The sequence below is a fragment of the Bacillus sp. XT-4 genome (genome assembly GCF_050864245.1).
Classification (GTDB): Bacteria; Bacillota; Bacilli; order Bacillales; family Bacillaceae; genus Bacillus; species Bacillus altitudinis.
In genome coordinates, this window is the sequence record NZ_JBPAFI010000012.1 from 37,907 (window position 1) to 55,395 (window position 17,489).

At 42.2% G+C, this 17,489-nt stretch carries 17 protein-coding genes, 1 rRNA gene and 1 pseudogene; all 19 read left to right on the top strand.

Annotated elements, in window-relative coordinates:
* The first annotated feature begins 11 nt into the window (after positions 1-11).
* Positions 12-746 (top strand): vWA domain-containing protein, encoded by a 735-nt coding sequence (locus ACRRMM_RS18800; RefSeq protein WP_008341829.1) that lies wholly within the window; start codon positions 12-14, stop codon positions 744-746.
* A complete protein-coding gene (locus ACRRMM_RS18805) occupies positions 730-1,740 on the top strand; it encodes a protein kinase domain-containing protein (RefSeq protein ID WP_270110036.1) in 1,011 nt (336 codons plus the stop codon). The genes ACRRMM_RS18800 and ACRRMM_RS18805 overlap by 17 nt, the downstream gene beginning before the upstream one ends.
* Before the next feature lie 96 nt (positions 1,741-1,836).
* A pseudogene (gene tilS / locus ACRRMM_RS18810) lies at positions 1,837-3,259 on the top strand (tRNA lysidine(34) synthetase TilS).
* Positions 3,256-3,795 (top strand): hypoxanthine phosphoribosyltransferase, encoded by a 540-nt coding sequence (gene hpt / locus ACRRMM_RS18815; RefSeq protein ID WP_007496175.1) that lies wholly within the window; start codon positions 3,256-3,258, stop codon positions 3,793-3,795. Before tilS ends, hpt begins: the two are co-directional and overlap by 4 nt.
* A 95-nt stretch (positions 3,796-3,890) precedes the next feature.
* Entirely contained in the window at positions 3,891-5,795 is a 1,905-nt protein-coding gene (gene ftsH, locus ACRRMM_RS18820; protein WP_007496173.1) for an ATP-dependent zinc metalloprotease FtsH, read from the top strand.
* Positions 5,796-5,958: 163 nt separating this feature from the next.
* The gene (locus ACRRMM_RS18825) at positions 5,959-6,735 is read left to right on the top strand and encodes a type III pantothenate kinase (protein ID WP_008341820.1); all 777 of its coding nucleotides are present in this window, start codon (positions 5,959-5,961) and stop codon (positions 6,733-6,735) included.
* Positions 6,736-6,750: 15 nt separating this feature from the next.
* Positions 6,751-7,626 carry an Hsp33 family molecular chaperone HslO gene (gene hslO, locus ACRRMM_RS18830; protein WP_007496169.1) on the top strand — a complete coding sequence of 292 codons (876 nt, stop codon included), beginning with the start codon at positions 6,751-6,753 and terminating at the stop codon, positions 7,624-7,626.
* A 52-nt stretch (positions 7,627-7,678) separates the two neighbouring features.
* Positions 7,679-8,581, top strand: a complete 903-nt coding sequence (locus ACRRMM_RS18835) for a peptidyl-prolyl cis-trans isomerase (RefSeq protein WP_025206605.1) — start codon at positions 7,679-7,681, stop codon at positions 8,579-8,581.
* 77 nt (positions 8,582-8,658) lie between these two features.
* Entirely contained in the window at positions 8,659-9,582 is a 924-nt protein-coding gene (gene cysK / locus ACRRMM_RS18840) for a cysteine synthase A (protein ID WP_008341814.1), read from the top strand.
* A gap of 124 nt (positions 9,583-9,706) precedes the next feature.
* Entirely contained in the window at positions 9,707-11,125 is a 1,419-nt protein-coding gene (locus ACRRMM_RS18845; RefSeq protein WP_428828734.1) for an anthranilate synthase component I family protein, read from the top strand.
* Between the two features lie 13 nt (positions 11,126-11,138).
* Positions 11,139-11,732 (top strand): aminodeoxychorismate/anthranilate synthase component II, encoded by a 594-nt coding sequence (pabA, locus tag ACRRMM_RS18850; protein WP_008341810.1) that lies wholly within the window; start codon positions 11,139-11,141, stop codon positions 11,730-11,732.
* Positions 11,729-12,577 (top strand): aminodeoxychorismate lyase, encoded by an 849-nt coding sequence (gene pabC, locus ACRRMM_RS18855; RefSeq protein ID WP_024719370.1) that lies wholly within the window; start codon positions 11,729-11,731, stop codon positions 12,575-12,577. The genes pabA and pabC overlap by 4 nt, the downstream gene beginning before the upstream one ends.
* 9 nt (positions 12,578-12,586) lie before the next feature.
* Complete coding sequence (folP, locus tag ACRRMM_RS18860; protein ID WP_341019054.1) at positions 12,587-13,444, top strand: dihydropteroate synthase; 858 nt, start codon at positions 12,587-12,589, stop codon at positions 13,442-13,444.
* A complete protein-coding gene (gene folB / locus ACRRMM_RS18865) occupies positions 13,437-13,799 on the top strand; it encodes a dihydroneopterin aldolase (RefSeq protein WP_216099589.1) in 363 nt (120 codons plus the stop codon). The genes folP and folB overlap by 8 nt, the downstream gene beginning before the upstream one ends.
* A complete protein-coding gene (folK, locus tag ACRRMM_RS18870; RefSeq protein ID WP_007496156.1) occupies positions 13,796-14,299 on the top strand; it encodes a 2-amino-4-hydroxy-6-hydroxymethyldihydropteridine diphosphokinase in 504 nt (167 codons plus the stop codon). Before folB ends, folK begins: the two co-directional genes overlap by 4 nt.
* The gene (locus ACRRMM_RS18875) at positions 14,251-14,484 is read left to right on the top strand and encodes a helix-turn-helix domain-containing protein (RefSeq protein ID WP_008341798.1); all 234 of its coding nucleotides are present in this window, start codon (positions 14,251-14,253) and stop codon (positions 14,482-14,484) included. The genes folK and ACRRMM_RS18875 overlap by 49 nt, the downstream gene beginning before the upstream one ends.
* Complete coding sequence (dusB, locus tag ACRRMM_RS18880) at positions 14,477-15,478, top strand: tRNA dihydrouridine synthase DusB (protein WP_035704043.1); 1,002 nt, start codon at positions 14,477-14,479, stop codon at positions 15,476-15,478. Before ACRRMM_RS18875 ends, dusB begins: the two co-directional genes overlap by 8 nt.
* Positions 15,479-15,568: 90 nt before the next feature.
* Positions 15,569-17,068, top strand: a complete 1,500-nt coding sequence (lysS, locus tag ACRRMM_RS18885; RefSeq protein WP_057078729.1) for a lysine--tRNA ligase — start codon at positions 15,569-15,571, stop codon at positions 17,066-17,068.
* A 341-nt stretch (positions 17,069-17,409) separates the two neighbouring features.
* Positions 17,410-17,489, top strand: a 16S ribosomal RNA gene (locus tag ACRRMM_RS18890); the annotation flags it as partial.

Sequence of the window (17,489 nt, forward strand, 5' to 3'; positions counted from 1 at the left end):
GAGGAATGAAGATGCGAAAAGGTCACGTAAACCAAATCTTACTGATTACAGATGGCTGCTCAAATCATGGGGAAGACCCACTTGCGATTGCCGCATTGGCAAAGGAGCAAGGGATCACAGTCAATGTCATTGGCATTATGGAAGAGAACAGACACGATCATGAAGCGATGAAAGAAGTAGAGGGGATTGCTCTAGCAGGCGGAGGCATTCATCAGGTTGTCTACGTTCAGCAATTGTCTCAAACCGTACAAATGGTGACAAAAAAGGCGATGACGCAAACGTTACAAGGTGTTGTGAATAAAGAATTGCAGCAAATTCTTGGCAAAGATACTGAAATTGAAGAACTTCCCCCAGATAAGCGTGGAGAAGTGATGGAGGTTGTGGACGAGCTCGGTGAGACGGTTCATCTTCAAGTGCTTGTGCTTGTGGATACGAGTGCAAGTATGAAACCGAAGCTGCCAACGGTCAAAGAAGCACTCATCGATCTCTCTATTAGTCTAAATTCGAGAATTGGTGAAAATCAGTTTGGGATGTGTGTATTTCCCGGGAAAAACTCAGATGCAGAAATTGTGTTGAACTGGACGCCACGGTTCGATTCGTTATCATCGATTTTCCCGAAGCTGACAACAGGAGGAATTACACCGACAGGACCAGCAATTCGAGAAGCACTCCAGCATTTCAAATCAGTTCGTTCACGAAAAGGGCTGCTTGAAGCGAAGGAAGAACATGATGAATTCGGCTTCTAACATCCCATTAGGTACAATGATAAAAGGAAAGTGGCATCACCAACATTACCGCATTGTAAAAGAGCTGGGAAAAGGGGCGAACGGTGTGGTCTATCTGGCCGAATCGCCAAAGGGGCAAGTGGCCCTTAAAGTGAGTGATGACAGTATGCTCATTGCATCTGAAGTCAATGTATTAAAATCCTTTTCAAAGGCTCCTGTGAAAACCATGGGGCCTTCTTTTTATGATATGGATGATGCTCTTTATCCTGGTATGTCAGAGAAACGGTCGTTTTATGTCATGGAGTATGTCAGAGGACCATTGCTGCTTGAATTTGTGAAACAAAAAGGCGATGAATGGATCGTCGTTCTCATGATTCAACTGTTGTCTAACCTTGCTCACTTACATAAGGAAGGCTGGATCTTCGGTGACTTGAAGCCTGATAATCTCATCGTTTCAGGCCCCCCAGCTACGATTCGATGTATTGATGTTGGAGGAACAACGAAGGCGGGAAGGGCGATTAAGGAATACACCGAGTTTTTTGACCGCGGCTACTGGGGCTTCGGTACAAGAAAAGCAGAACCTTCTTATGATCTATTTGCTTTAAGTATGGTCATGGTGAACTGTGCCTATAAAAAAGAATTTAAAAAAGGGGCAGAACCAGAAAAGCAGCTTTATCGGGCGATTGAAGGACATCCTTTATTAAAGCGATATGAGAGGGTGTTAAAAGCGGCTCTCCAAGGCAAATATCAATCAGCGGCAGACATGAAAAGCGCGATGCTGAAAGAAGGACAATTGCTTGCTTCAAGAAAATCACAACAAAAGAAGCCATCACAGCAAAATAGGCAAAAGCCAGCTGTTCCCCAACATCAACAGGCCGCACCTTCACGATCAAGAGTTGCTGCTGCGAAAAGAACATCAGTACGCAAAAAATCAGGCGGTCTTTTTGAAACCATTCTCATCTTATGCAGTGTGCTCGCTCTTTACTGTGCTTATGTGGTTTTATTCCTATTATAGAGCTGTAAAAAAGCAGGCTTCTTCTTTGCTTGGAGCTAATGAAAGTGATAGGATATGTATATCTTTAAATTACCTGCTCTTTGTGAGGAGGAAGTTGTGAATAGAATTGAATCTTTTTTGAAAAAACATGATGTTTTCCTTGAAAATACGACAGTCATTGTCGGGGTTTCTGGCGGACCAGATTCTATGCTCTTGCTGCATGAACTAAACAAACGTCGAAAAGGTTCCTTTCAGCTGATTGCAGCCCATGTAGATCACATGTTCAGAGGAGAAGAATCCTTTGCTGATTTGGCATTTGTTGAAGCGTACTGTAAAGAGCATGAGATCCTTTTTGAATCGGCTCGTATACAGGTCACCCAATATGCAAAAGAAAACCGCTTAAACAAACAGGCAGCTGCAAGAGAGTGCAGATATGCTTTCTTTCGTCAATTGATGGAACAGTACAACGCTCAATTTATAGCGCTTGCACATCATGGAGACGATCAAGTAGAAACAATGGTGATGAGGCTGACAAGAGGGACTGTTGGAATAGGACTCGCAGGTATGCAAGCAAAGCGCCCTTTTCAAGAAGGGTGGCTGATTCGTCCGCTGATTGGATATTCTAAGGATGATGTACTCACTTCTTGCGAAAAAGAACAAGTTCCTTATGTCATTGATCAAAGCAATCACACCGATGACTACTTGAGAAACCGGATCAGAAGACACGTTCTTCCCGTGTTAAAAGAAGAGGCACCTCATGTGCATGAAAGCTTTCAGTTTGTAAGTGACATGCTGACTGAGGATGAGCAGTACTTGCAGGCATTAACAAAGGATCAAATGCATCAAGTCATTACGAATCAAACGCCTAAGCAAATTGAGATCAAAACGAAGCCTTTGCTTGACCTGCCTTTGCCTTTACAAAGAAGAGGCATTCAACTAATATTAAACTATCTTTATGAAAACACTCAATCAGCGTTTTCAAACCAGCATATTCTAGGGACTTTGGACTGGTTATCTCATACTGATCAACCGTCTGGATCATTAGATTTGCCAAAAGGTTTACAAGCTGTCAAATCTTATGATCACTGTATGTTTACCTTTGAACGATCGCTTGTCATAGATCAGTCATATACTCATCATTTAAAAGGTGAGCTTGGCGAGGAACTTTTTCTCCCGAATGGACAGTCTATCTTGGTATCAAATCATGTTCCGAAGGATGCACGGAACGGAAACCATTTTTTCTTGCTTCAAAAAGATCATGTTCGTCTTCCTTTGATCATTCGCTCACGAAAAAACGGTGATCGAATCAAACTAAAAGGGATGAATGGATCAAAAAAGGTGAAAGATATATTTATTGATAAAAAAGTGCCTCTTGCAGAAAGAGACAGCTGGCCGATCGTCACTGACTCGGATCATCAAATCATCTGGATCCCAGGTCTGAAAAAATCCGTTTTTGAAGAAATTGATATGACAAACAGCGATCTCATTGTATTACAATATAGACAGCACGAAAATTTGTAGGGGGCAAGCAAAAGCATGAAACAAGATATTGAAAAGATTTTGATCTCAGAAGAAGAGATCCAGCTAAAAGTGAAGGAACTGGGTGCAACATTAACCAGCGATTATGATGGTAAATTTCCCCTGGCTATTGGTGTTTTGAAAGGGGCTCTTCCATTCATGGCAGACCTGATCAAACACATTGATACATATTTAGAGCTTGATTTTATGGATGTATCTAGCTACGGAAAGTCTACCGTATCTTCTGGAGAAGTGAAGATCATCAAAGATCTAGATACTTCTGTTGAAGGAAGAGATATTCTAATTATGGAAGATATCATCGACAGTGGGTTAACTTTGAGTTATCTGGTAGAGCTTTTCCGATACCGTAAAGCAAACTCCATTAAAATTGTGACATTGCTTGATAAACCAAGCGGCCGCAAAGCAGACATCAAAGCAGATTATGTTGGGTTTGAAGTACCAGATGCATTTGTTGTTGGCTATGGATTGGATTTTGCCGAACGTTACCGAAACCTCCCGTATATTGGAGTGTTAAAACCATCTGTTTACGAAGGCTAATGAGCACACGTTTACATGAGGTTATTGGTTGTGTTGGAATGATTTTCTATGATACTATTGAACATAGTTGTGCTTACTGTGGGAGGAGGTAAGGAATGAATCGGGTTTTTCGTAATACGATTTTTTATATACTTATTTTATTACTTGTGATAGGGGTTGTCAGTTGGTTAGGATCCCCTAATCAAAAGCCTGAGAACATGTCTTACAGCAAATTTTCGCAAAATTTAAGTGCGGGAAAAGTGGAGAGTATCTCCATCCAGCCTGTAAGAGGGGTTTATGAAATTCGTGGTCAATTAGATGGCGCGAAGAAAGATGAATACTTCATTACCCACGTTCCAGACGGTCAAGGAGTTGACCAAATTTACAGTGCACTGAAGAATACAGATGTAAAAGTAGAACCAGCACCTGAAACAAATGGATGGCTGCAAGTTCTGACAACCATCATTCCATTCATCATCATCTTTATCCTGTTCTTCTTCTTATTGAACCAAGCTCAAGGCGGTGGAAGCCGTGTCATGAACTTTGGTAAGAGTAAGGCGAAGCTTTACACAGAAGAGAAGAAACGTGTGAAATTTAAAGATGTTGCCGGTGCGGATGAAGAAAAACAAGAGCTCGTAGAAGTGGTTGAATTCTTAAAAGATCCACGTAAATTTGCGGAGCTTGGCGCAAGAATCCCTAAAGGGGTTTTACTAGTAGGACCTCCAGGTACAGGTAAAACATTGCTTGCGAGAGCATCTGCAGGAGAAGCAGGCGTTCCTTTCTTCAGCATCAGTGGTTCTGACTTCGTCGAGATGTTCGTCGGTGTCGGTGCATCACGTGTACGTGATTTGTTTGAAAATGCGAAAAAGAATGCACCTTGCTTAATCTTTATTGATGAGATTGATGCAGTGGGTCGTCAGCGTGGAGCAGGTCTTGGCGGTGGTCATGATGAGCGTGAACAAACGCTTAACCAGCTTCTTGTTGAAATGGATGGTTTTAGTGCCAACGAAGGGATTATTATCATTGCTGCAACGAACCGTGCAGATATCCTAGATCCTGCATTGCTGCGTCCGGGACGTTTTGACCGTCAAATTACGGTTGACCGCCCAGATGTCATTGGCCGTGAAGAAGTACTGAAGGTTCATGCGAAAAACAAACCGCTTGATGATACAGTCAACCTGAAAGCCATTGCAAGCAGAACACCAGGTTTCTCAGGGGCAGATCTTGAGAACTTACTAAACGAAGCAGCACTTGTTGCTGCCCGTCAAAACAAAAAGAAAATTGATATGCGTGATATCGACGAAGCAACTGACCGTGTCATTGCTGGACCGGCTAAGAAAAGCCGTGTCATTTCTAAGAAAGAACGCAATATCGTGGCGTACCACGAAGCAGGTCATACCGTCATTGGACTTGTCCTTGACGAAGCTGACATGGTGCATAAAGTAACGATCGTTCCTCGTGGTCAGGCAGGCGGATATGCGGTCATGCTTCCAAGAGAAGACCGTTATTTCCAAACGAAGCCAGAGCTTCTTGATAAAATCGTCGGCTTGCTCGGCGGTCGTGTTGCAGAGGAAATTACGTTTGGTGAAGTAAGTACAGGCGCTCACAACGACTTCCAGCGTGCAACAGGCATTGCAAGAAGAATGGTCACAGAGTTCGGTATGTCTGATAAACTTGGTCCTCTACAATTCGGTCAAGCACAAGGAGGTCAAGTATTCCTTGGCCGTGATTTCAACAACGAGCCGAATTATAGTGAAGCGATCGCTTATGAAATTGACCAAGAAGTTCAGCGCTTCATCAAAGAAAGCTACGAACGTGCGAAACAAATTCTCACTGAGAATAAAGATAAGCTAGAAATCATCGCACAAGCTCTTCTAGAAGTGGAAACATTAGATGCTGAACAAATTAAATCTCTTTACGATACTGGAAAGCTTCCAGAGCGTGTATACGCAGATGACGAAGAGAAAAACGATGATGTGAAAGTGAACATCAAGAAAAAAGAAGAAGACGAGGAGATTTAATCTCCTTCTATAAAAAGCTGTCGGGCTCACCGGCAGCTTTTTTTATTTCGATTCATGAATGGATCGGTTTCGAATTGTTTACAAATGGAACTCAATTCGTGTATGGTATGATAGAAAGTCGAAAAATGCTCTTTTTGAGACACTATTCAAAGTGGTGATGAAGTTGTTACTCGTGATAGATGTAGGAAACACAAATACCGTTTTAGGTGTTTATCATAATGGCGATTTGAACTACCATTGGCGGATTGAAACAAGCCGTCATAAAACAGAAGATGAATTTGGTATGGCAATCCGATCCTTATTTGACTATGTAGGGCTGATGTTTGACCAGATAGAAGGGATTATCATTTCTTCTGTTGTCCCGCCAATGATGTTTGCTCTGGAAAGAATGTGCGAAAAGTATTTTCACATTACTCCTCAAATCGTTGGGCCTGGCATGAAGACTGGATTAAACATTATGTGTGACAATCCAAAGGAAGTCGGCGCTGATCGAATTGTGAACGCAGTGGCGGCCATTCACCTGTATGGGGCACCTCTCATTGTGGTAGACTTTGGAACAGCCACAACCTACTGCTATATCAATGAACAAAAACAATACATGGGTGGCGCAATTGCACCGGGTATTACCATCTCAACAGAGGCTTTATATACAAGAGCGGCTAAGCTGCCAAGGATTGAAATTGTTCGTCCAGATCATATCGTAGGGAAAAACACGATCAGTGCGATGCAATCAGGTATCCTGTATGGATATGTTGGTCAAGTCGAGGGAATAGTGAAACGGATGAAGCAGCAAGCCAAACAAACACCGAAAGTCATTGCAACAGGCGGTTTGTCTACATTGATTGGAAATGAATCAGACTGTATTGATATTGTCGATCCGTTCCTCACATTAAAAGGACTCCAATTAATTTATGAACGCAATCGTGTCGGTGTATTATAGGAGGGTTTAATCAAAATGGATTATTTAGTTAAAGCGTTAGCATATGACGGGAAAGTCCGTGCGTATGCTGCGAACACAACAGATACAATCAACGAAGCGCAGAGAAGACACCATACGTGGCCAACTGCTTCAGCTGCAATCGGCAGAACCATGACAGCGACTGTCATGATGGGAGCCATGCTGAAAGGCGAGAATAAATTAACTGTCAAAATTGAAGGCGGTGGGCCGATTGGAGCCATCATTGCAGATGGAAACGCAAAAGGTCAGGTGCGCGGATATGTCTCAAACCCACAAGTTCACTTTGATTTAAATGAACATGGGAAGCTGGACGTTAGACGTGCTGTTGGCACATCTGGAACGTTAAGTGTTGTCAAAGATATCGGACTGAAAGACCACTTTACAGGGCAAACGGAAATTGTCTCAGGTGAAATTGGAGATGACTTTACTTATTACCTGGTCTCCTCTGAACAAGTGCCATCCTCTGTAGGTGTGGGTGTTCTTGTCAATCCAGATAACTCGATCCTTGCAGCAGGCGGTTTCATCATTCAATTGCTGCCTGGAACAGAAGATGCAGTCATCGAAAGACTCGAAAAGAGATTATCAACCATTGAACCGATCTCTAAACTGATTGAAAAAGGGATGACTCCTGAAGAAATTTTAGAAGAAGTGCTCGGTGAAAAACCTCAAATTTTAGAAACTGTACCTGTCGAATTTTCTTGTAACTGCTCAAAAGAACGGTTTGCCAACGGTATTATCAGCCTAGGGAAAGCCGAAATTGAGGATATGATTGAACAAGACGGACAAGCAGAAGCTCAATGCCATTTTTGTAACGAAACGTATGTATTTACAAAAGAAGAGCTAGAAGAGCTACGTGAAGAAATAACCCGCTAAGCTCTAAGCAGCGGGTTTTCTTTTTAGAATGGAAAGGAGACGAAAGATGAGACTGAAAGCAAGAGTGGTATGGACATTTATCCTCGTTCTGCTCATGATTAATGCCGTTGTCATTGCATATGTATTAACAAAGTCACAAATGTCGCAAGCTTCTTCAAATGGGAAGAGCGGTGAAGAAATTGCTTCTATTGGGAAAGAGAAAGTCACACGTCAAGAATGGTTAAAGAAAATGGAAGACCGCTACGGAAAGGCAACACTTGAACAAATGATCAATCAGAAGGTAGTCAATCAGCTTGCGAAAGAAAACAAGCTGGAGGTATCTTCAAAAGAGATCAATCGTGAGCTGCTGATGCTGAAAGCGGTATCTAATAATTTCTACGAAGACGGTCATACAAGTGAAAAGGAATGGAAAGAGCAGATTCGTTATCAAATTTTATTGGAACAGCTTCTAACGAGAGATGCGGTCGTTTCTGAAAAAGAAGCCAAATCCTTTTATGAAAAAAACAAAGACTTGTATCAATATGATGACTCATACCGAATTCGACACATTGTTGTGAAAACAAAAGACGAGGCACAAAGTGTATTAAAAGATTTAAAGGGCGGATCTAGTTTCGAAGCTGTAGCAGCTGAACGATCCACCGATCGATATACCTCTCCTTACGGCGGAGATCTTGGATTTGTCACAGAAGAACAAGAAAGCATCCCAGCCCTATACATACAAGAAGCCCAAAAGCTTCAGCCAGATGAATGGACGAAAGAGCCGATCGAGATCAAAAATGGTTATGCCATCATACAATTAAAAGAAAAATTAAATGGCCGCTCCTTCTCTTATGAAGAAGTCAAAGATCAGATCAAAAGGCAGATCGCCATGGAAGATCTGGGTGAAAAGGCGAATGTCAAAACCCTGTGGAAAGAAGCAAAAGTCACATGGTTTTACGATGGAGAGCAGGACTAAAAGCATTGACAAAATTTTTCGAAATTGATAATTTAATATTAATACAATAAAATTACTCGGAGATAGAGGTGTTAGTGATGGCTCGTATTGCAAATTCAGTTTTTGAACTAATAGGAAATACACCAGTCGTTAAATTAAACCGTTTAGTAGATGAAGACAGTGCGGATGTCTACTTGAAACTTGAATATATGAACCCAGGCAGCAGTGTAAAAGATCGTATTGCGTTAGCGATGATCGAAGATGCTGAAGCAAAAGGTACATTAAAAGCTGGTGACACACTCATTGAGCCAACAAGTGGAAACACAGGAATCGGTCTTGCGATGGTCGCGGCTGCAAAAGGAATCAATGCGATTTTAGTTATGCCGGATACAATGAGTCAGGAGCGCCGCAACCTTTTACGCGCTTACGGTGCAGAGCTTGTATTAACACCGGGTGCAGAAGGAATGAAAGGTGCCATCAAAAAAGCAGAAGAATTAGCAGAAGAGCACGGATACTTCATGCCTCAGCAGTTCAGCAATGAAGCCAATGCTGAGATTCACCGCCGCACAACAGGGAAAGAGATTCTTGAACAGTTTGACGGCGACCTTGATGCATTTATTGCAGGAGTTGGTACGGGCGGTACGATTACAGGTGCTGGTGAAGTCCTGAAAGAAGCCATCCCATCTATTCAGCTTTATGCGGTAGAACCAACAGATTCTCCTGTACTATCAGGCGGGAAACCAGGTCCGCATAAAATTCAAGGCATCGGAGCAGGGTTTGTTCCATCTATCTTGAACACAGAAGTATATGACGGCATTATCCAAGTGAAAAACGAAGATGCATTTGAACTTGCAAGAAAGGCAGCGAAAGAAGAAGGAATCCTTGGTGGTATATCTTCAGGAGCAGCCATTTATGCAGCGCTACAAACAGCGAAGAAGCTTGGTAAAGGGAAAAAGGTTCTAGCGATTATTCCAAGTAACGGTGAACGATACCTTAGTACGCCGCTTTATCAATTTGATTAAACAATACACCCCAGCATTTGCTGGGGTTTTTTCATGAATTCTGAAGATGGAAAGCAAATACTATTTTCTAAATAAATTGGATTGCATTACAATAAGATTAATGAAAATGAAAAAGGATGATAACATGACACAACGTAGGCCGATGGGCATCAAAATTCCTTTTACGAAAGATGCATTCTTGAAACGATACGAACAATTAACGGCTCATGAATCACATCACGTCCTTCTTGAAAGTGCACGTGGCGGAGAATACAGTATTGCCGGCATTCATCCGATCGCTAAAGCGAAAGGGAAGGACGGGATGACCACCATCCATTATCAGGGTGAGGTGTTTTTCAAAGAGGGAGATCCTTTCAGGGCATTTGCTGATTGGTTTCAAACCCTTCAAACCGAAACGAGCGACGAATATCCTGACTTTCAAGGTGGAGCGATTGGATTTTTAAGCTATGATTATGCGAGATATATCGAGCATTTTAAAATGCTTTCCATTGATGATTTGAAGACGCCCGACTTGTATTTCCTCGTATTCAATGATGTCGCTGTCTTTGATCATAAAGAAGACGTCCTCTGGCTGATGACTCATACAGAAGGAGACGAACCTGTCAGTGAAGTTCATCAAAGACTCGAAGAATTAAAGCAAAGCTGGACAAGCAAATCAGAAGAATCAGCACATTCACCTGTCAATGTGTCTTCTTCGGAATGTGTACCTGCTGCACCTTTTACTGAAGAAGCTTTCGGGGAAGCTGTAGAAACGATTAAACAATATATCGCCAGCGGTGACGTGTTCCAAGTGAACCTATCCATTAGACAAGATGAACAGCTTCATACCCACCCATATCATTTATACAAAACATTACGTCACGTGAATCCATCTCCATATATGTCATATCTGCACACGCCAGATTTCCAAATTGTCTGTGGATCTCCAGAGCTGCTTATTAAGAAAAAAGGCATTCAGCTCGAAACAAGACCGATCGCTGGCACAAGATCAAGAGGCAAGGATGATGCGGAAGATCAAGCGCTGGCAAAAGAACTCATTGAAGATGAAAAAGAACGCGCAGAACATGTGATGCTCGTTGATCTTGAGCGGAATGATCTTGGACGAGTGTCTACTTATGGCTCAGTCAAGGTGAACGAGTTTATGGCCATTGAGAAATATTCACACGTGATGCACATTGTATCAAATGTCCAAGGGGAGCTGCGTGATGATTGTGATGCAGTAGATGTCATGAGAGCTGTATTCCCAGGCGGCACAATTACAGGTGCGCCAAAAGTGAGAACAATGGAAATCATAGAAGAGCTTGAGCCGACAAGGCGTGGGCTTTATACTGGATCTATAGGCTGGTTTGGATTCAATCAAGATATGCATTTTAATATCGTCATTCGTACGGCTTATTGTACAGGAGGGAGAGCCTTCATGCAGTCAGGTGCAGGCATTGTCATCGATTCTGTACCAAAGCACGAATACAAAGAATCAATTAAAAAAGCCTATGCAGTGAAAAAAGCATTACAGTTGAGCAAAGAAGAGACTATTTTGAGTTAGAGGTGAGCAGAGTATGATATTAATGATTGATAATTACGATTCATTTACGTACAACCTGGTCCAGTATTTAGGTGAGCTTGGGGAAGAACTGATTGTAAAACGAAACGATCAAGTCACTATTCAAGAAATCGAAGAGCTCAAGCCAGACTTTCTGATGATTTCTCCAGGACCTTGCAGTCCGGATGAAGCAGGAATTAGTATGGAAGCGATCAAACATTTTGCTGGGAAGATTCCGATCTTCGGTGTCTGTTTAGGTCATCAATCCATTGCACAAGTATTTGGTGGAGATGTCATTCGTGCGGAGCGGTTAATGCATGGGAAAACATCAGAGATTGAACATGACGGCAAAGGTGTCTTCACGGGACTCCAAAATCCGCTCGTCGCAACGAGATATCATTCATTAATTGTTAAAGACGAGACGCTGCCGGAGTGCTTTGTCAGAACAGCGAGCACAAAAGAAGGCGAACTCATGGCCATTCGCCATAAAGAACTTCCGATTGAAAGTGTTCAATTCCATCCAGAATCGATTATGACATCCTTCGGTAAAGAAATGCTCAGAAATTTCATTGAAACCTATCGTAAAAAGGGGAATGAAGTAAACGCATGATCATTTACCTGAACGGTCAGTATATAGAGGAGAAAGACGCGACTCTTTCTCCTTTTGATCATGGTTTTCTATATGGCATCGGTGTATTCGAAACATTTACCTCTCTAGCAGGACAAGTCTTCTTGTTAGACTGGCATCTTGAAAGGCTCAATCAATCATTGCGTGACCTTTGCATCGAATCCACAATAGAGAAACCATTTGTACTCGACATCATTCATACATTATTCAATCAAAACCAAATAACGGACGGTTATGCGAGGATCCGCTTCAATGTTTCTGCGGGCAGAGGTAATGGATTTTCTGCAGACCCTTATGAGGAGCCTGTTGTTTTTGTGATGATCTCCCCATTCCGGCCAGAATCAATAGTAGATGAAAAACAGGGAATCATTCTTGATACAAGAAGAAACACACCGGAAGGTCCAAGACGGCTCAAGTCGCATCATTACATGAACAACCTGCTGGCGAAAAGAGAAGTAGGGAACGATCCGTCTGTAGAAGGGATCTTTTTAACAAAAGAAGACGATGTGGCAGAAGGAATTACGTCAAATCTATTTTGGCGAAAAAAAGATGTGATCTATACACCTTCACTTGATACCGGCATTTTAAACGGGGTTACCCGTCGATATTGTATTGAAACGCTGCAAGCTTCGGGGATCCCACTAATAGAAGGAAGATATCCACTCTCGCACTTGCTCTCAGCTGATGAGGCGTGGATGACCAATTCGGTTCAGGGAATTGTGCCTTTTAAAAATATCGGAGACACCGTCCTGCAAAACCACAACCGAACGATTTCGACCAAGTTGAGAACAGAATATACAAAAGAACGTCTAGAACATAAAGAGTAGGTGGACACAATGACACAACAATTGATAAAACAGCCTAAAATCATACAAGCCAAGCACCATACCCTTAGTTATGAAGAAAAGACATTGGTCATGGGCATTTTAAATGTCACACCGGACTCTTTTTCAGATGGAGGAAAATTCAATCAAATTGATAAAGCGTTGGCTCATGCAACGCAGCTCATAGAAGATGGGGCGCATATTATTGATATTGGCGGTGAATCGACTCGGCCGGGGGCGGCACTTGTCTCAGAGCAAGAGGAGCTTTCAAGGGTCATTCCTGTCATTGAGAAGATCACAAAAGAGTTGGACATACCTATTTCTATTGATACGTATAAAGCCCATGTCGCAGATGAGGCAGTGAAAGCGGGAGCCTCAATCATTAATGATGTATGGGGGGCGAAAGCTGATCCTCAAATGGCGCATGTGGCAGCGAAGCACAACGTGCCAATTATCTTAATGCACAATCGACCAGAGCGGAAGTACACCCATCTGATTTCAGATATGATTGCAGATCTGAAAGAAAGTGTTCAAATTGTAAAACAAGCGGGTGTCCGTGATGACATGATTATATTAGACCCTGGTGTAGGATTTGCGAAAAATAAAACTGACAACCTCATGGTCATGAATGAACTTGAACATTTTTGCCACCTTGGATATCCGCTGCTTCTAGCAACATCCCGCAAACGATTCATCGGTGCAGTTTTAGACCTGCCGCCTGAAGAACGTACTGAAGGAACGGGTGCGACGGTCTGTCTTGGGATTCAAAAGGGCAGCGCGATGGTCCGAGTGCACGATGTAAAAGAAATCGCAAGAATGGCAAAAATGATGGATGCCATGCTGAATAAAGGAGGCGCTTATCATCGATAAAGTATATGTAAACGGAATGGAATTTTACGGCTATCACGGTGTATTTGCAGAAGAGAATAAACTAGGCCAGCGCTTTCGTGTGGACCTAACAGCTTCACTTGATTTAAGTAAGGCAGGACAAACGGATGACCTAAATGAGACCATCAACTATGCTGAGCTCTACAACATCTGCAAAAATATTGTAGAAGGGAACCCAGTGAACCTCGTTGAAACGCTGACAGAAAGAATTGCAAACCAAGTGTTAAAGGACTTTCCGACAGTTCAAGAATGTACAGTAAAAGTAATCAAACCAGATCCGCCAATTCCAGGACACTATCAGTCCGTTGCCATTGAAATGACGAGATCACGCGCATGAACAATACAGCATATATCGCTTTAGGTTCAAACATAGGAAAAAAGGAAACCTACTTAAAAGAAGCTGTCAAAAAACTTCACGAACATCCAGGTGTTCAAGTTGAATCCATTTCATCTATATATGAGACAACACCTGTAGGCTACGAGAATCAGGATGACTTCTTGAACATGGCTGTGAAGATTTCCACCTCGCTTCGTCCTGAAGAACTTCTATCACTGACTCAGAACATTGAGCAGGAGTTAGGCAGAACAAGAGAAGTCAGGTGGGGTCCACGGACAGCTGACCTTGACATTTTACTTTATAATCGTGAAAATATTGAAACAGAACAACTTGTAGTGCCGCATCCTAGAATGTACGAACGTTTATTCGTTCTTGTTCCGATGAGTGAGATTTGCCCAGAAATCGGCGAAGCCCAGATAAATGCCGTAACAGACCAAGAAGGTGTAAGCATATGGAAAAAGACATGTGGGGTAGAAGAATTCGTGCATACCGAAAGCTAAAAGGGTATACTCAGGAAGGGTTCGCCAAAAGACTGGGCATCTCTGTCTCTGTCTTAGGGGAAATTGAGCGAGGCAATCGATTACCAACAAACCAAATGGTTGGTCAAATAGCAGATGCTTTAAATATAACGGTGGAAGAACTTTCACCAATTCTTGAAGAAGAAAGGAGGGGACATGATGTTTAAAATCGGAGATATCGAAATTAAAAACAAAGTAGTGCTCGCACCAATGGCTGGTGTGTGTAACTCTGCTTTCAGACTCACGGTGAAAGAGTTTGGAGCAGGCTTAGTCTGCGCTGAAATGGTCAGTGACAAAGCGATCTTGATTAATAATGCCAGAACGATGGGCATGCTGTACATTGATGAACGTGAAAAACCGTTGAGCCTTCAGATATTTGGGGGAGAAAAGGATACGCTCGTAGAAGCGGCCAAGTTTGTAGACCAGAATACAACGGCGGACATTATTGATATTAATATGGGATGTCCTGTACCAAAGATCACGAAATGTGACGCAGGAGCGAAATGGCTGCTGGATCCAAACAAGATTTACGAAATGGTATCCGCAGTCGTAGAAGCTGTAGATAAACCTGTTACGGTGAAAATGAGAATGGGTTGGGACGAAGACCATATTTTCGCTATCGAAAATGCCCGTGCTGTTGAACGAGCAGGTGGCCAAGCGGTTGCGCTTCACGGACGGACACGAGTGCAGATGTACGAAGGAACAGCGAATTGGGATATTATAAAAGAGGTCAAACAATCTGTTTCCATTCCAGTCATCGGCAATGGAGATGTCAAAACCCCTCAGGATGCAAAACGTATGCTTGATGAAACAGGTGCAGATGCTGTCATGATCGGAAGAGCCGCACTAGGAAACCCGTGGATGATTTACCGGACGGTTCATTATTTAGAAACGGGTGAACTAAAAGAAGAGCCTAATGTGCGTGAGAAAATGTCTGTGTGCAAACTTCACTTAGACAGACTCATAGACCTGAAAGGCGAGCATGTGGCTGTCAGAGAGATGAGAAAACATGCAGCATGGTACTTAAAAGGTGTCCGAGGCAATGCAGATGTAAGGAACCAAATCAATCAAAGTGAAACGAGAGCGGAGCTTGTAAAAGTTCTAGATGACTTTACGATCGAAGCCGAGGCAAAAGAGCTTCAAAGAATAAAAGTAGGATAAGACTATCTTTCTTTTTGTAGCTCACTGCTAGTGCACGTACTGGCAGTTTTTCTGCTTTTCTCTGCAAAATACATTATTGGAGTGATATAAATGAGTAATGAAGGGCTTAATAACGAAGAATTAAATGATCAATTCCAAGTAAGACGTGACAAAATGAATAAAATGAGAGAAGAGGGTATCGATCCATTCGGTGAACGATATGACCGTTCTCATCAATCCGCACAAATTATTGCTGAATATGACGAGTTTTCAAAAGAAGACTTAGAAGAAAAAGCAGCTCAAGTAACAATTGCTGGCCGCATGATGACAAAACGCGGAAAAGGGAAAGCTGGCTTTGCACACATTCAAGACTTAGAAGGACAAATTCAAATCTATGTACGTAAAGATAGTGTAGGAGAAGAAGCTTACGAATTATTCAAAAGCTCGGACCTAGGCGATATTATCGGTGTGACGGGAACCGTATTTAAAACGAATGTAGGAGAACTTTCAATTAAAGCGACTAGCTTTGAGGTTCTTACAAAAGCACTTCGCCCGCTCCCTGATAAATATCACGGACTAAAAGATGTAGAACAACGCTATCGTCAGCGTTACCTTGACCTGATTGTCAATCCAGAAAGTAAGCAGACGTTCATCATGCGAAGCAAAATCATTCAATCAATGAGAAGATACTTAGATTCAAAAGGATACCTAGAAGTTGAAACACCAACAATGCATAGCATCCCTGGTGGTGCATCAGCTCGTCCTTTCATTACTCATCACAATGCACTTGATATGCCGCTTTATATGCGTATTGCGATCGAGCTGCATTTAAAACGTCTAATTGTCGGTGGTCTAGAGAAAGTATACGAGATTGGTCGCGTATTCCGTAATGAAGGAGTCTCAACTCGTCATAACCCGGAATTTACTATGATTGAGCTGTATGAAGCATATGCAGACTATAAAGACATCATGAACCTAACGGAAAACTTGATTGCTCATATTGCCCAAGAGGTGCTGGGAACAACAACAATTCAATATGGAGAAGATGAAATTGATCTAAAACCTGAATGGAAGAGACTCCATATGGTTGAAGCAGTCAAAGAAGCAACAGGTGTAGACTTCTGGCAGGAGATGTCTGTAGAAGAAGCAAAACAGCATGCTGCTGATCACGATGTTGAAATCACAAAAAACATGACAGTAGGTCATATTATCAATGAGTTCTTCGAGCAAAAAGTAGAAGAAACACTGGTTCAGCCTACTTTTATTTACGGGCACCCAGTTGAGATTTCTCCATTAGCTAAGAAAAATCCTGAAGACCCGCGCTTCACGGACCGCTTTGAGCTATTCATCGTGCGCCGCGAGCATGCAAATGCATTCACCGAGCTGAATGATCCAATCGACCAAAGAGAACGTTTTGAAGCTCAATTAAAAGAACGTGAAGAAGGAAATGACGAAGCGCATCTCATGGATGACGATTTTGTTGAAGCTTTAGAATATGGCATGCCGCCAACAGGTGGACTAGGAATCGGTATCGACCGATTAATCATGCTGCTAACAAATTCTCCATCAATCAGAGATGTACTGCTTTTCCCGCAAATGAGAAACCGTTAATACATCAACAAAAGCGCCATTTGATCTGTGGCGCTTTTTATTTTTCATAAAATGAAACTTTTTTCAAAAAAACTATTGCAAGAAAAGAATCCAGATGGTATATTATTATTCGTTGCCGCAAAACAGCAACGAGGTTGAAAAAAGAAAATGAAAAAAGTTCTTGACTTCAACCAAAGCAAAATGTTAAGATGTTAAAGTCGCTTACGAGCGATAACGAAGATGATCTTTGAAAACTAAACAAGACAAAACGTACCTGTTAATTCGAGTTTTTATAAAAAATCCTATGATACATCATAGGTAGTCAGTCAAACTGGCGAAAAGCAAAACTTCGGTTTTGTACTTTTTCGGAGAGTTTGATCCTGGCTCAGGACGAACGCTGGCGGCGTGCCTAATACATGCAAGTCGAGCGGACAGAAGGGAG